Source organism: Micromonospora sp. C81 (assembly GCF_018070425.1).
In the GTDB taxonomy this organism is placed as follows: Bacteria; Actinomycetota; Actinomycetes; order Mycobacteriales; family Micromonosporaceae; genus Micromonospora; species Micromonospora zamorensis.
The window spans coordinates 239,544-253,414 of sequence record NZ_JAGPXS010000003.1; the positions used below are offsets into that span (position 1 = coordinate 239,544).

Genomic DNA, 13,871 nt, shown 5'->3' on the forward strand with positions numbered 1-13,871 from the left:
CCCCGACCCGCCCGGGCGCGGGTCAACCCGTTCGGGGACGGCGCGTGCGATCGGACCCTGGCGTGTGGGGGGAGTCGCGGGCAGCGGGGTTCTGCCGGCTACGGACATCTCAGCCGCCTCTCTGAGGGTGCCGAGTGGTGGTTCTGTCCCCCGCGCACAGTAGGATTGACAGCGAGACGAAGACCCGGTGTGGGAGAGGGACGGGGCCGGTGGCCCCAGATTCATTCTCCACGTCGGGTCGAGCCGATCGCGATCCGCGGGCAACCGCGGCGACCGGCGCGTTCGACCCGCTGTCCGGAGGTCTCCGGCACCGGTCCGCGCGCCGACGTCGCGTCCTGTCCGCCGAACCCGCGCCCGACGCGCCCTACCGGCGTGGATGACGCGAGAAAGTGGCCGAGGGTGGCAGCGCAGGACAAGCAGGAGTACGGCGCAGAGTCGATCACCGTTCTTGAGGGTCTGGAGGCGGTCCGCAAGCGGCCCGGTATGTACATCGGGTCCACCGGCGAGCGCGGTCTGCACCACCTCGTCTGGGAGGTTGTGGACAACGCTGTCGACGAGGCGCTCGCCGGATACTGCGACACCATCGACGTGGTGCTGCTCGCCGACGGCGGCGTGCGGGTCACCGACAACGGCCGTGGTTTCCCGGTCGACCTCCACCCGAAGCTCAAGAAGCCGGGTGTCGAGGTCGCGCTGACGATCCTGCACGCGGGTGGCAAGTTCGACGGCAAGGCGTACGCGGTCTCCGGCGGTCTGCACGGCGTCGGTGTCTCCGTGGTGAACGCGCTCTCCACCAAGATGTTCGTCGAGATCCACAAGTCCGGCGCCGTGTGGCGGCAGCACTACACCCACTCCAAGCCGGGCCCGCTGGAGAAGGGCGAGGCCACCGACCGCACCGGCTCGGCGGTCTCCTTCTGGCCGGACCCCGACGTCTTCGAGACCGTCGACTTCGACTTCCAGACCATCTACCGACGCCTTCAGGAGATGGCCTTCCTCAACCGCGCCCTGCGCATCCACCTGCTCGACGAGCGGGTGGCCGAGGAGGAGGACGGCCGGCAGCGCGAGGTGACCTTCTACTACGAGGGTGGCATCGCCGACTTCGTCCGACACCTCAACGCCTCGAAGAGCCCGATCCACAAGACCGTGGTCGAGTTCATCGCCGAGGAGGAGGGCATGTCGCTCGAGATCGCCATGCAGTGGAACGAGTCGTACGGCGAGTCGGTCTACACCTTCGCCAACACGATCAACACGCACGAGGGCGGCACCCACGAGGAGGGCTTCCGCTCCGCGCTGACGAGCGTGGTCAACCGGTACGGCACCGACAAGAAGCTACTCAAGGGCGACGAGAAGCTCTCCGGCGAGGACATCCGCGAAGGGCTCGCGGCGATCATCTCGGTCAAGCTGGCCAACCCGCAGTTCGAGGGTCAGACCAAGACCAAGCTGGGCAACACCCCGGTGAAGAGCTTCGTGCAGCGGGTCTGCAACGACCGGCTGGTCGACTGGTTCGACCGCAACCCGGCCGAGGCCAAGATGATCATCACGAAGGCCTCCCAGGCGGCGCGGGCCCGGATCGCCGCGCAGCAGGCGCGCAAGCTGGCCCGACGCAAGTCGCTGCTGGAGTCCGGCTCGATGCCGGGCAAGCTGGCCGACTGCCAGTCCACCGACCCGCGCGAGTCCGAGGTGTTCATCGTCGAGGGCGACTCGGCCGGTGGCTCCGCCAAGCAGGGCCGCGACCCGCGGACGCAGGCGATCCTGCCGATTCGCGGCAAGATCCTCAACGTGGAGAAGGCCCGGATCGACCGGGTGCTCAAGAACAACGAGGTCCAGGCGCTGATCACCGCGCTGGGCACCGGCATCCACGACGACTTCGACATGGAAAAGCTGCGGTACCACAAGGTGGTGCTGATGGCCGACGCGGACGTCGACGGCCAGCACATCCAGACGCTGCTGCTCACCCTGCTGTTCCGTTTCATGCGTCCGCTGGTGGAGATGGGCAACGTCTACCTGGCCGCCCCGCCGCTCTACAAGATCAAGTGGAACAAGAAGGGCGACGACGCCCAGTACGCGTACTCCGACCGCGAGCGGGACGGTCTGATCGCGCTGCGCCAGCAGAAGAAGCCGAACGCCAAGCCGGACGACATCCAGCGCTTCAAGGGCCTCGGCGAGATGAACTATCCCGAGCTGTGGGAAACCACGATGAACCCGGCGACGCGTACCCTGCGTCAGGTCACTCTCGACGACGCGGCGACCGCCGACGAGTTGTTCAGTGTGCTGATGGGTGAGGACGTCGAGGCGCGCCGGTCGTTCATCCAGCGCAACGCCAAGGACGTGCGGTTCCTGGACATCTGACGGATCGCGGTGGATCGGCCGGGTGCTGCCCGGTCGATCCACCGATCCACAGAGTTATCCACAGCTTGGCCGCTATCCACAGCGGTTATCCACAGCACGAAAACGACTCTGAGTCTGATAAGGGTATACAGTGACCGATTCTCCCGAGTCCACACCGAACGAGCCCGAGGTCCCCGCCGAGGCCATCGCCGCGGTGGTCGCGCACGACCGGATCGAACCGGTCGGGCTCGAGGTGGAGATGCAGCGCTCCTACCTCGACTACGCGATGAGCGTCATCGTCGGTCGCGCGCTGCCGGACGTCCGGGACGGCCTCAAGCCGGTCCACCGCAAGATCCTCTACGCGATGTTCGACTCCGGCTACCGCCCGGACCGCGGCTACGTGAAGTGCTCCCGCGTCGTCGGTGACGTGATGGGTCAGTTCCACCCGCACGGCGACTCGGCGATCTACGACGCGCTGGTCCGGATGGCGCAGTCCTGGTCGCTGCGCTACCCGCTGGTCGACGGCAACGGCAACTTCGGCTCGCCGGGTAACGACCCTGCCGCCGCCATGCGATACACCGAGTGCAAGCTCGACCCCCTTGCCATGGAGATGCTGCGGGACATCGACGAGGACACCGTCGACCTGCAGGACAACTACGACGGCCGGGCCAAGGAGCCCACCATCCTGCCGTCGCGGATCCCCAACCTCCTGGTGAACGGCTCCGAGGGCATCGCGGTCGGCATGGCCACCAAGATCCCGCCGCACAACCTGCGGGAGATCGGCGCGGCGGTGCAGTGGTGCCTGGAGCACCCGGAGGAGGACGAGGAGACCACCCTCGAAGCCCTGCTCGGCATCGTCAAGGGTCCGGACTTCCCGACCCACGGCCTGATCGTCGGCACCACCGCGATCCAGGACGCCTACCGCACCGGTCGCGGCTCGATCCGGATGCGCGCCGTGGTGGAGGTCGAGGAGGACAAGCGGGGCCGCCCCTGCCTGGTCGTCAGCGAGCTGCCCTACCAGGTCAACCCGGACAACCTCGCCGAGCGGATCGCCGAGCTGATCAAGGAGGGCAAGCTCGCCGGGATCGCCGACATCCGCGACGAGTCCTCCGGTCGTACCGGTATGCGGATCGTCCTGGTGCTCAAGCGCGACGCGGTCGCGAAGGTCGTGCTGAACAACCTCTACAAGCACACCCAGCTCCAGGAGACCTTCGGCGCCAACATGCTGGCACTGGTCGACGGGGTGCCGCGCACGCTCAACCTGGCCCAGTTCCTCCGCTACTACGTCGAGCACCAGATCGACGTGATCCGCCGGCGGACCGCGTTCCGGCTGCGCAAGGCCGAGGAGCGGGCACACATCCTGCGCGGCCTGGGCAAGGCGCTGGACGCACTGGACGAGGTGATCGCCCTCATCCGGCGCTCTCCGACCGTGGACGACGCCCGGCAGGGCCTGATCCGGCTGCTGGAGATCGACGAGATCCAGGCGACCGCGATCCTGGACATGCAGCTGCGCCGGCTCGCCGCACTGGAGCGGCAGCGGATCGTGGACGACCTGGCCAAGCTCGAGATCGAGATCGCCGATCTCAAGGACATCCTCGCCAAACCGGAGCGCCAGCGGAGAATCATCTCGGAGGAGCTTGGCGAGATCGTCGCCAAGTGGGGCGACGAACGGCGGACGAAGATCATCCCGTTCGACGGCGAGGTCTCGATGGAGGACCTCATCGCCCGCGAGGACGTGGTCGTCACGATCACCCGCACCGGGTACGCCAAGCGCACCAAGGTCGATCTCTACCGCTCGCAGCGGCGCGGCGGTAAGGGCGTCAGCGGCGCCACGCTGCGGCAGGACGACATCGTCAGCCACTTCTTCGTCTGCTCGACCCACGACTGGATCCTGTTCCTGACGAACAAGGGACGCGTATACCGGGCCAAGGCATACGAGTTGCCGGAGGCCAGTAGGGTAGCCAAGGGCCAACACGTGGCCAACCTGCTCGCCTTCCTACCCGACGAGCAGATAGCGCAGATCATTGAGATCCCGAACTACCAGGTAGCCCCCTATCTGGTACTGGCCACGAAGAACGGCCTGGTGAAGAAGACGCGGCTCGAGGAGTTCGACTCCAACCGTTCCGGCGGCATCATCGCGATCAACCTGCGCGATGAGGACGAGCTGGTCGGTGCTGCTCTGGTTGCGCCGGAGAACGACCTGCTGCTGGTCTCCAAGAAGGCACAGGCGATCCGGTTCAACGCCTCCGACGAGGCGTTGCGGCCGATGGGCCGGGCCACCTCGGGTGTGATCGGCATGCGCTTCACGGACGACGATGTCCTACTCGCCATGGAGGTCGTCCGGGACGGCCTCGACGTTCTGGTGGCCACGAACGGGGGATACGCGAAGCGGACCCCGATCGAGGAATACCCGGTGCAGGGCCGGGGAGGTAAGGGCGTGTTGACTGCGAAGATCACCGAGCGGCGCGGTGGTCTGGTCGGCGCGGTGGTGATCGATCCGGACGACGAGCTGTTCGCGATCACCAGCAATGGTGGTGTCATTCGGACTCCGGTGAAGCCTGTACGCCGTACGCGTGACCGGAACACAATGGGGGTCAAGCTGATGGACCTCCCGGACGGCGTGACTATCGTGGCGATTGCTCGCAATGCCGACGAGCCTGACGAACAGGACTAGTTGAATGACGGAGACACAGGCGAAGTCGGGGAACACGGGGACCTCGGCCAACCCGGTCGACGAGGAGGCCGCCAAGGGCGGCACACCAGCGACCGGCCGCGCGGCCGTGGGCCGGGCTACGGTCCCCGCCGATGCGCCTGCCCCGAAATTCACGAGGGCTCCGGGCATGACACCCCCGCCGGAGCCGGCCGGTGAGGACGCTGGGGCCGCCGACAAGACTGAGAAGACGTCCGGTGCCGAGGCGCCGACGTCGGCAGCCGCCACACCTTCGGGTGCGGCGGCGCCACCCTCGGCCCGTCCGGCGACAACCCAGCCGATCAACGTCCGGCCCGGCCAGGCGGCGTCTGCCGGGTCCACCGGCACCCAGCCCCGGATCACACCGGGCATGACCCAGCCGCAGTCGGACGCGTCGCGTACGGCCGCTGCCGGCCGCCCGGCCAGCGGCGGTGGCCTGCCGCCCGGCATCGGCAACGCGTCCGCCGTCGGGGCAGCCCGCGTTGGCGATGCGGTACGCGCGGCGCGTACCTCGGTCAGCTCGGCCGCTTCCCGCGGACCGCGCCGGGCCCGGCTGAACCTGAAGCGGATCGACCCGTGGTCGGTGATGAAGTTCGCGTTCGCCGTCTCGGTGGTGCTCTTCATCGTCGTGGTGGTCGCCACCTCGGTGCTGTACCTGGCGTTGGACGCGATGGGTGTGTTCCAGAGCGTCAACGACAGCCTGAGTGACCTGGTCAACGCCGGTGGTGGAGAGAGCACCAGCGGGTTCCAGATCACCGCCAAGGGCGTGATCCTCAGCTCGGCGCTCATCGGCCTGGTCAACGTGGTGCTGTTCACCGCGCTGGCCACGCTGGGAGCGTTCGTCTACAACGTCTGCGCCGACCTGGTCGGCGGGATCGAGCTGACCCTCGCCGAGCGCGACTGAGTGACCGGGACGCCGGGGCACCGCGGAATGCGGTCGCTCCGGCGTCCCGTACTCGGGTAGGTTTTGCAGGCGACGACGGCCCGGCTCGCAGGGTCGGACCCCGATTTGGGGCCGGCAGAGTGGATGGGTTAATCTTGCTCGTCGCAACGCGGGGCTATAGCTCAGTCGGTTAGAGCGCAGAGCTGATAACTCTGAGGTCGATGGTTCGATTCCATCTAGCCCCACCGCATTGTCGTCCGACGCTAGTCGAGCGCGAGGGGTCGCCCCATGTTCAAGAAGCTGCTGATCCTGGCCGGCGTCGTCGGCGTGGCTGCCGTCGTCTTCAACAAGGTCAAGGCCGCCAACGACGAGCGTGCCCTGTGGCACGAGGCGACCACCGCACCCGACCTGCGCTGACGTCCGGCCCGGCGACGAGCGATCGACGCCACGGCCACTCACGGGGCCCTAGCTCAACTGGCAGAGCACTGCCTTTGCAAGGCAGGGGTTAGGGGTTCGAGTCCCCTGGGCTCCACCAGCACTTTCACCGGTTGATCTCCTTCCGAGTGCAGCCATTCGTACAGCCAAGCGGTCACGCCGTCTCCTCCTGGCCGAGAATCCGGTCAATGGCTGAGGCAGCCTTACGCGCCCCCGCCGGCAGAACGTGGCCGTAGGTGTCGGCCGTCATCCGGATCGCGGAATGCCCGAGCAGCTCCATGATCTGACCACACCTCCCCGGCGACGAGCCGTTCCTTGGCCTGGCGCACACGCTGTGCCTCCAATGCCCGGACGGCCAGAGCCGACAGCGGCAGCGGACGGGCCGACCGGTGCGTCTTCGGTGGCACGAACACCAACCCGTACTCCGTCCGCTGGAGCGTCTGCCGCACGAACGACGCCCTTCCCGGCAGGTCGACATCCGACCACCGCAGGCCCAGCAGTTCAGTCCGCCGCAGCGCGGTCGCCAGCGCCAGGACGAACACCGACTCCAACCGGTCCTCGGTCAACACCGACAGCAGCGTTTTGGCTTCCTCGGGGGCCTTAGCGCGCCGCTCGGCTCTGCCGAGGGCCGGAGGCTTGGCTGCCTTGGCTGCCTTGGCGACGTTGCGCGGGACCAAATCCATCCGCTCAGCGTCGGCTAGGGCGACGCGCAGCACCGCGTGCACATCGCGAGGCGTCAGCCGATCGAGCTTCACCCGGCCCAGGCCCGACACGAGGTGCTTGCTCACGGCCAGGCGGTAGCGCACCAGCGTTGACGGCCGGTCCGTCGTGCGCCTTCACGTCCCGCAGCCACTCGGTCAACCAGGCTTCCAGGTTCCGAGGCTGCGCGGAGAGGTCGACGCCGAGCTGAAGTTGGCGCCGCAGCTCGTCCCGCTTGCGGACCGCCTCAGCCTCGCTCTTGGCGTAGACGTACTTCCGCTTCCGCTTCCCGTCGATCCAACCGACGTCGACCACCGCAGCCCACACGCCCGGACGCTGTACACCGAGCCCTCACCGTGAGAACGCCGACGCCGGCCCGTCATGCCGCGAACTCCTCATCCGCCGGCGAGGAACTCATCCAGCGCTGCCCCGAACCCCGGCCCTCCTCAGAGATGCCGCCGCGAATCACCTCGCCGGGCACCACAAGGGGCTACCAGCCTCCCTGGACGGGGACATCCGCTCAGCCCACGATGCAGACGTGGTCGCAACGAACTACAGCTCCTCGAACAGCTCCCACTGAATGTTGTCCGGATCGCGGAAGACGACCATCGCCGGGCCCTTCGAGTCCGCCTTCACCCCACTGTTCGGAACCTGATTTGCGGTGAGCATCTCGGCGACGCGTGCGACTTCACCCACGGGCACGCCGATGGCGATGTGGTCCAGGCCTATGCGCGCCTCGGTGAAGCGGTCGCCCGAAGGCGTGCCGGGCAAGGCTGGGTGAAGCACCAGGCTGGTTGAGGTGCCTCCCAGCCTGAACCGCAGCTTCTCGGCCGGGAAATCCTGATCGACCCGCAACCCGAGGATTCCCTCGTAGAAGCGGCGAGACTGTCCCAAGTCGCTGACGCGCAGCGTGATGTGATGGAACTGATACGTCATCGAGTGGACGTTAGGCTGAGGCTCGCTGACGGTCAACGGCATTTGGGCTCAGTCCGCAACGAGTCCGCAAGCGGTCAACCGCCAGCGGAAAGCGGTGTGTGTCAACGCCGACTGAAAGTTTTCACGCGGCGTCGAAATAGGGCACGGGACGAGGGGCGATGAACTATCGGGAGCTGTTCGACAAGCTCCACCGGCGGCCGGGCATGTTCGGGCTAGACGGCTCGTTTGGGCAGTTCACAGCGTTCCTGCAGGGCTACTGGATGGCTGACGCTCCACTGTTAGACGGGTGGCGCGAGTGGCTGGTCATCCAGTTCGACGCCGGTAACAACCTGATGTGGCAGGCACTCGCCAGACGGCTCGCTACTCCCGAGGAGTACTCACCGCTCCTGCCGCTCGATCACGTTCAGAACCGTGCCGCAAGCGACGCCCTGTTCAGACTGTTGGATCGCTTCCTGACGGAGCGCGAAAGCAGCGGAGGAGCTTCGGCGATCAAGGCCGCTCACCAGGCGTGGATGGAGCGCCAGAGCTGGTACCGGCCCGAGGGGCTTCCCACCTCCACTGTGAGTCCGGGCGGAGCGTTCCACGATGTGCGGACTCACGGCGGAGATGGGCTTTGAGGCAGAGGAGCGGTACGTGCCAGACGTGGTGTTCCCCAGCGATCTTTCCGGCCACTTCTGGGCAACAGTGGAACGCCGGCCGGGACTCGATCGATGGCGCTTCGAGGTCCTCGACTATCAGAACAACGTCCTGCTCAGCGGCTTGGCCTGTAGCGAGCGGCAGGCCGCAGCCATTGTCAACGCGTGGGACCAGGTGATCACAACGTCGCCCGACGAAGAGGACCCCAGCATAGATTGAGTCGATGACTTGGAATGACGGGTAGACCACCGCCCCAGGAACGCGCGGTCCCTAAAGCATCGCGATCTGGCCTGGCAGTTCGGGCGGACCGGACAGCACTGCGCGGAGCTTGTTGATCTGCGGGAACTCACTCGCTCCCGCCTCGCCCCATAGGCTCCGCCACTCCGAGTCGTCGCCGAGGACCCGGTCAAGTGCTTCAACCGCCAGCTGTGGCAGGTCGTCGTCCAAGTCAAGGGAGACTCACCAGCAAGCAGGAAGTCCGGCGCGTACGGCGAGGTTATCGGGTCTCCGCCGGGCATCTGAGACGCCACGATGGCCGCTGCGGCGATGGCCGAGGTATCGGCCGTCATCCGGATCGTGGAGTGCCCAAGCGGCTCCATTACCGTCCGCAGCTCCTCGCCCTGGTCGAGCATGAACGTGGCGAAGGCGTGCCGCAGGTCGTGCAGGTGCAGCCAGTCCAGCCCGGCCGTGCCCCGCCAGACGGACAAGGGTCACTCATCGTGTTTCCCGGCATTCATCGCCCGCCTTACTCGGCGCCGTTCAGGTCGAGCTGCTAACCCCGCTCTACCAGTGGAGCAAGCCTGATGCAGGTCTCCATGGCAACTAGCCCTGCCAAGTCCGACCAGCCCAACGAAGACTTCACCGGCCCCGTACCGAACGCCGTTGTTCTGCTCGACGGCGCTGGCCTGTCCGAAAACAAGTCGACCTGCACTCATGGTGTCGCTTGGTACACCCGCCGACTTGGCGGGGCACTGCTCGCTCAGCTGTCGGCCGACGACGGCCAGGACCTCACCACCGTTCTCGGGCAGGCCATCGACCAAGTGGCCGACGCTCACCGAGGAACCTGCGACATCAGCGACCCGAGTAGTCCGTCTGCAACCGTCGTCATCTTCCGCGCGGGCCGCGCCGGCCCGGCCCCGGCTTGCTGGCGACCTCCAGCCGGCATTGGCCGGGCCGGCCGGACACGCTGACGGTCTCAAGTCCTTTGAAGACCTCGGGGCTCCGCCCCGAAGCCGACCCTCCTCGGAGATCCGCCTTCAGCGCATCGCAGGTTGGTCAGAGTCAGCTCTGTGTGCGTTGTTACGGGCTGACCTGTTGCATGTCGTACCCGCATGTAGCGGCCGCTATGGAATAGCCAACGCTGACTGCGGCCAGAATGAGGCCGACGGCGAGGCCAACGCCTGCCCCGCCCTTGGCGGACATCCCGGGTCGCCAAACGAGGGCGGCCGTCATCAGAGCGGCCACGGGCAGCGAGAAGGCGAGAGAGAGCCACACAGCATCACGGAAAACCCATACCGACCAAGCCAGATCTTCGGTGATCTTCTCGCAGGGCACCGCATGTGAGGGCATCGGCGCCGCCGCCAAGGGCGCAGTGGCCAGACCCGCCACCGCGTATCCCAACAGTGTCCAGCCCAAAGCAGCACGAATCCTCAGCCAGTCGATCACAACCGCGTACTGTGCCAGAGACTGTCGACGCCGCGTGAAAACTGACCCCGTGGTCCCGGTTGAATCTTGACCCCCTCCGGAAGCATCGCGAGGTGCTGAGCGTGGAGGACTGGGCAGAGATCCGTCGGTTGCACCGGGCGGAGGAGATGGCTATCAAGGCCATTGCTGGCGTGCCATACGGAAGGGCGAGCAGTCCGCACATGGTCCGCAGGATGCCGGCGGACAGCGGGGGCGTGGTGAGAGATGCCGAGAGGCATCTTCGCTGCTAGAAGGCCATCTGGGCAGCTCGCCGGGCCGCCCACCTTGATCTCATAATCCCTCGGTCGTAGCTCGCCCGGTCGCCCATCTTGATCTCGTAATGCGCCGGTCATACAACCTGTAGATCGAGCCCGCTCTCGGGCCGTAGGAACGTCGCCGTGAACGTCATCGAACGTTCCGCTATGGCCGCTTCCAAAGCAATCGTCTCCGTGTCGGCGAGGTGCACCTCGACCGGCGCGCTGCTCTGCCAATCCAGATGAGCCCGTACCACATGCTGGCCTGGCGCTACGTCGACGCTCTGGACGGCTCCACGCTTCAGGCGTGCCACGACGTGCCCATCAATCTCGATCTTGATGCGGCGTAGAAGGCCACTAGCGTCCAGGGCGCGACGAACGGTGATCCTCGGCATGAGGGTTCCACCCCTTCCCTGCGGCGCGGTGATACATCGAGATACCTCAGCACGGTGCATGCCAAACCAAAGGAGGCGAGGCTCCACCAGCACATCCGAGATCGATCTCGATCCCGAGTGCAGCGCGGGTTACTCCTTCCTCTCCTGGCCCTGCACGCTCGATCGCAGAGGCAGCCCGACGACGGTGACCCGCTCGATCGGCTAGGTCGCGGCGACGATCTCTTCTCCCTCGCCACGTGGCTCCTCTGAGACGGCTGCGATCCAATCCAGCGTTTCAGGCGTGATGATGCCGGACGCGGCATCCTCATTTCGGATGGCGAGGCGCCGCCTCAGTTCGGCCTGATCGACGCGGAAGTGCAGCAGACGCCAGTCAGCACCGAGCGATTCGACAAGCTGCTTGTAGTCGTCGCGCTCGCGGCGTTGCCCGAGGCCGTGATCGAGAACGACCGAGCGGCCGCTCCGGATCAGTTCGATGAGCTGCCGCCGCACCTCTTCGACGACAGGACCCAGCAGGGAGACGTGGCGTTCGGCTGGGTAGTCCTTCCCAAGTCGACCGTGTCGTGCCTGCAGAACGTCATCGACCGACAGTCGAACCACCCCGGTGAGTTCCAGCGCCCGGGCGTAGGTCGATTTCCCTGAGCCCGGTAGCCCCACGAGGAGAAACACCACCGGTCTTGACTGGTCCACGTGGGCACCCTATCGATGCGTTGACAGGCCACAAGCCGAGGTCACCAGAGGTTGCTCAGGTGGTTGGGTCGGTGTGATGGTCGAGCTTGTCGCGTAGCGTGCCGGCGAATTCCTCGGCCATGGCGACTTGGTCATGAAGTGCGGTCACCCGTGTGGTGGCGGCGTTGTGGAACATGCCGAGCCGGTCCAGCAGCTCGGCCCGTTCGGCCCCGGTGGCGGTGTCGAGTGCGTCGAGGACGGCGAGGAGGTCCCGCATCTCGTCGAGGGTGAACCCGAGGGGCTTCATCCGTTTGACCACGGCGAGGCGGTCGAGGTCGGGCTCGGTGTAGAGGCGGAAGCCGCCCTCGCTGCGGGCGGAGGGGACGATCAGGCCGGCTTCCTCGTAGTGGCGGATGGTGCGGATACTCAGCCCGACCCGCTCGGCGGCCTCTCCGATCTGCATCAAGCGCTCTGGGGTCGGGCCGGAATCGTGTCCCGACCCAGCACCGCGGCTGGCGGCGGCGGTCATCAGTGGCCGACGCCGAGTTGGCCGGCGAGGGTGTCGTGGATGCGGGCGCTGGGCTTGTTCAGCTCGATGATCTCGACGTGTTTTCCCCGGGTGGCGTACTTGGTGGTGATGGCGTCCAGGGCGGCGACTGACGAGGCGTCCCAGACGTGCGCGTGGGTCATGTCGATCACCACGTTCTCGGGGTCGTTCGCGTAGTCGAACTGACCGACGAGATCATTGCTGGAGGCGAAGAACAGCTCACCATGCACGGAGTAGATCCGGGTGGTGCCGTCCGGGTCAAGCACGCTGGTGACCTCGACCAGGCGGGCGACCCGGCGAGCGAAGATCACCATGGCGGTGAGCACGCCGACGACGACGCCGATGGCCAGGTTGTGGGTGGCCAGGGTGGTGGCGACGGTGGCGAGCATGACGATCGTTTCCCCGTACGGCATCCGCTTGAGCGTCTTCGGCACCACGGAGTGCCAGTCGAATGTCGACACGGCCACGATGATCATCACGGCGACCAGGGCGGCCATCGGGATGACTGCGACCACGTCACCGAGCGCGACGACCAGGATGAGCAGGAACACGCCGGACAGGAAGGTCGACAGTCTGGTGCGAGCACCCGACGCCTTTACGTTGATCATCGTCTGACCGATCATCGCGCAGCCGCCCATGCCACCGAAGAAGCCGGTGACGATGTTGGCGACGCCTTGCCCCCAGGACTCGCGGGTCTTGTTGGAGTGGGTGTCGGTGATGTCGTCGACGAGCTTGGCGGTCATCAGCGACTCCATCAGCCCGACCAACGCCACGCCGAGGGCGTAGGGGGCGAGCACGGCGAGAGTGTCGAGGGTCCAGGGAATCTGCGGCAGACCGAGGGTGGGCAGGCTGTCCGGCAGCGCGCCCTCGTCGCCGACGGTTGGTACAGCCACGCTGGCGACCACCGTGACGACGGTCAGCACGACGATCGCGACCAGCGGCGCGGGGATCGCCCGGGTGAGCCGGGGCATTCCGACCATGATCGCCAGGGCGACGGCCACCAACGGGTAGACCAGCCACGGCACGCCGATCAGATGAGGGATCTGCGCTGCGAAGATCAGGATGGCGAGGGCGTTGACGAAGCCGACCATGACACTGCGGGGAATGAACCGCATCAGCTTCGCCACGCCGAGCACCGCGAGCAGGACCTGGATCGCGCCGCCGAGGATCACTGCCGCGATGAGGTAATCCAGGCCGTGTGCCTTCACCAGGGGCGCGACGACCAGGGCGATCGCTCCGGTCGCGGCGGAGATCATCGCCGGTCGACCGCCGCAGAATGCGATCACCACGGCCATGGTGAACGAGGCGAACAGGCCGACGCGGGGATCGACGCCGGCCAGGATGGAGAAGGAAATCGCCTCGGGAATCAACGCGAGCGCGACCACCAGGCCGGCGAGAACCTCGGTGCGGAACACCTTCGGCGACAGCCAGGACGGGCGGGACAGACGCGGTCGGAGCGCCGCGGACAGCACAGAGGACATACGGCCTTTTCCAGTCAGGCGCACCCGGGGAAGGCGCACAGCAGCAGCCGTCCCTCGTGGGGGCGGACGGTTCAAGAACGGTCGGGCGTGGCTCCAGAGCTCAGGGCGCTCTGCCCACGAGGTGAGAGGGCTGCCGCCACACCTCGATGACCCTCACAGAACCTACCCTTCCGTCAGGGGAGAGTTGGGGAAGCGTGGTGACCATCACCAGGGGTGCGACCAGAGACGTTCCAGCTCACGCG

15 protein-coding genes, 2 tRNA genes and 1 pseudogene are annotated in these 13,871 nt (G+C 66.7%); 9 read left to right on the forward strand and 9 right to left on the reverse strand.

Annotation, left to right across the window (positions count from 1 at the left end):
• The first annotated feature begins 399 nt into the window (after positions 1–399).
• From gyrB to KBX46_RS07305, 6 genes are all read left to right on the forward strand, one after another.
• Positions 400–2,346: a DNA topoisomerase (ATP-hydrolyzing) subunit B gene (gyrB, locus tag KBX46_RS07280; protein WP_141911966.1), complete on the forward strand. Its 1,947-nt coding sequence runs from the start codon at positions 400–402 to the stop codon at positions 2,344–2,346.
• Positions 2,347–2,476: 130 nt separating this feature from the next.
• Positions 2,477–4,999: a DNA gyrase subunit A gene (gene gyrA / locus KBX46_RS07285; protein ID WP_210791786.1), complete on the forward strand. Its 2,523-nt coding sequence runs from the start codon at positions 2,477–2,479 to the stop codon at positions 4,997–4,999.
• A gap of 4 nt (positions 5,000–5,003) precedes the next feature.
• Positions 5,004–5,918 carry a DUF3566 domain-containing protein gene (locus KBX46_RS07290; protein WP_088950811.1) on the forward strand — a complete coding sequence of 305 codons (915 nt, stop codon included), beginning with the start codon at positions 5,004–5,006 and terminating at the stop codon, positions 5,916–5,918.
• Between the two features lie 150 nt (positions 5,919–6,068).
• Positions 6,069–6,142 (forward strand) — tRNA-Ile (locus KBX46_RS07295).
• A gap of 43 nt (positions 6,143–6,185) precedes the next feature.
• Positions 6,186–6,314 (forward strand): DLW-39 family protein, encoded by a 129-nt coding sequence (locus tag KBX46_RS07300; protein ID WP_007453934.1) that lies wholly within the window; start codon positions 6,186–6,188, stop codon positions 6,312–6,314.
• A gap of 42 nt (positions 6,315–6,356) precedes the next feature.
• Positions 6,357–6,432 (forward strand) — tRNA-Ala (locus tag KBX46_RS07305).
• A gap of 103 nt (positions 6,433–6,535) precedes the next feature.
• On the opposite strand, the gene KBX46_RS32395 is transcribed toward KBX46_RS07305, so the two are convergent.
• Positions 6,536–7,138, reverse strand: coding sequence for a tyrosine-type recombinase/integrase (locus tag KBX46_RS32395; RefSeq protein WP_308159406.1), 603 nt, complete (start codon positions 7,136–7,138; stop codon positions 6,536–6,538).
• Positions 7,139–7,583: 445 nt separating this feature from the next.
• Positions 7,584–7,967 (reverse strand): VOC family protein, encoded by a 384-nt coding sequence (locus KBX46_RS07315; protein ID WP_210791788.1) that lies wholly within the window; start codon positions 7,965–7,967, stop codon positions 7,584–7,586.
• 158 nt (positions 7,968–8,125) lie between these two features.
• On the opposite strand from KBX46_RS07315, the gene KBX46_RS07320 reads away from it, so the two are divergent.
• Positions 8,126–8,584, forward strand: coding sequence for a hypothetical protein (locus KBX46_RS07320; RefSeq protein WP_210791790.1), 459 nt, complete (start codon positions 8,126–8,128; stop codon positions 8,582–8,584).
• Between the two features lie 16 nt (positions 8,585–8,600).
• On the forward strand, positions 8,601–8,822 hold the full coding sequence (locus tag KBX46_RS07325) for a hypothetical protein (protein ID WP_210791791.1): 222 nt from the start codon (positions 8,601–8,603) through the stop codon (positions 8,820–8,822).
• 51 nt (positions 8,823–8,873) lie between these two features.
• Here the strand turns inward: KBX46_RS07325 and KBX46_RS32400 are convergent, their stop codons facing one another.
• Entirely contained in the window at positions 8,874–9,050 is a 177-nt protein-coding gene (locus KBX46_RS32400) for a DUF4259 domain-containing protein (RefSeq protein WP_247667102.1), read from the reverse strand.
• A 128-nt stretch (positions 9,051–9,178) separates the two neighbouring features.
• Positions 9,179–9,310, reverse strand: a pseudogene (locus KBX46_RS32850) (tyrosine-type recombinase/integrase); the annotation flags it as partial.
• Between the two features lie 96 nt (positions 9,311–9,406).
• Here KBX46_RS32850 and KBX46_RS07335 point away from each other — a divergent pair.
• A complete protein-coding gene (locus KBX46_RS07335) occupies positions 9,407–9,793 on the forward strand; it encodes a hypothetical protein (RefSeq protein WP_210791793.1) in 387 nt (128 codons plus the stop codon).
• A gap of 109 nt (positions 9,794–9,902) precedes the next feature.
• Here KBX46_RS07335 and KBX46_RS07340 read toward each other — a convergent pair whose 3' ends face one another.
• The 5 genes from KBX46_RS07340 to KBX46_RS07360 form a co-directional block, all read right to left on the reverse strand.
• On the reverse strand, positions 9,903–10,268 hold the full coding sequence (locus KBX46_RS07340) for a hypothetical protein (protein ID WP_210791795.1): 366 nt from the start codon (positions 10,266–10,268) through the stop codon (positions 9,903–9,905).
• 367 nt (positions 10,269–10,635) lie between these two features.
• Positions 10,636–10,935 carry a hypothetical protein gene (locus KBX46_RS07345; protein WP_210791797.1) on the reverse strand — a complete coding sequence of 100 codons (300 nt, stop codon included), beginning with the start codon at positions 10,933–10,935 and terminating at the stop codon, positions 10,636–10,638.
• A 201-nt stretch (positions 10,936–11,136) separates the two neighbouring features.
• Positions 11,137–11,622 carry an ATP-binding protein gene (locus KBX46_RS07350; protein ID WP_210791799.1) on the reverse strand — a complete coding sequence of 162 codons (486 nt, stop codon included), beginning with the start codon at positions 11,620–11,622 and terminating at the stop codon, positions 11,137–11,139.
• A 55-nt stretch (positions 11,623–11,677) separates the two neighbouring features.
• A complete protein-coding gene (locus KBX46_RS07355; protein WP_210791802.1) occupies positions 11,678–12,130 on the reverse strand; it encodes a MerR family transcriptional regulator in 453 nt (150 codons plus the stop codon).
• Positions 12,130–13,629, reverse strand: a complete 1,500-nt coding sequence (locus KBX46_RS07360) for a SulP family inorganic anion transporter (protein WP_210791804.1) — start codon at positions 13,627–13,629, stop codon at positions 12,130–12,132. Before KBX46_RS07360 ends, KBX46_RS07355 begins: the two co-directional genes overlap by 1 nt.
• Positions 13,630–13,871: the final 242 nt, after the last annotated feature.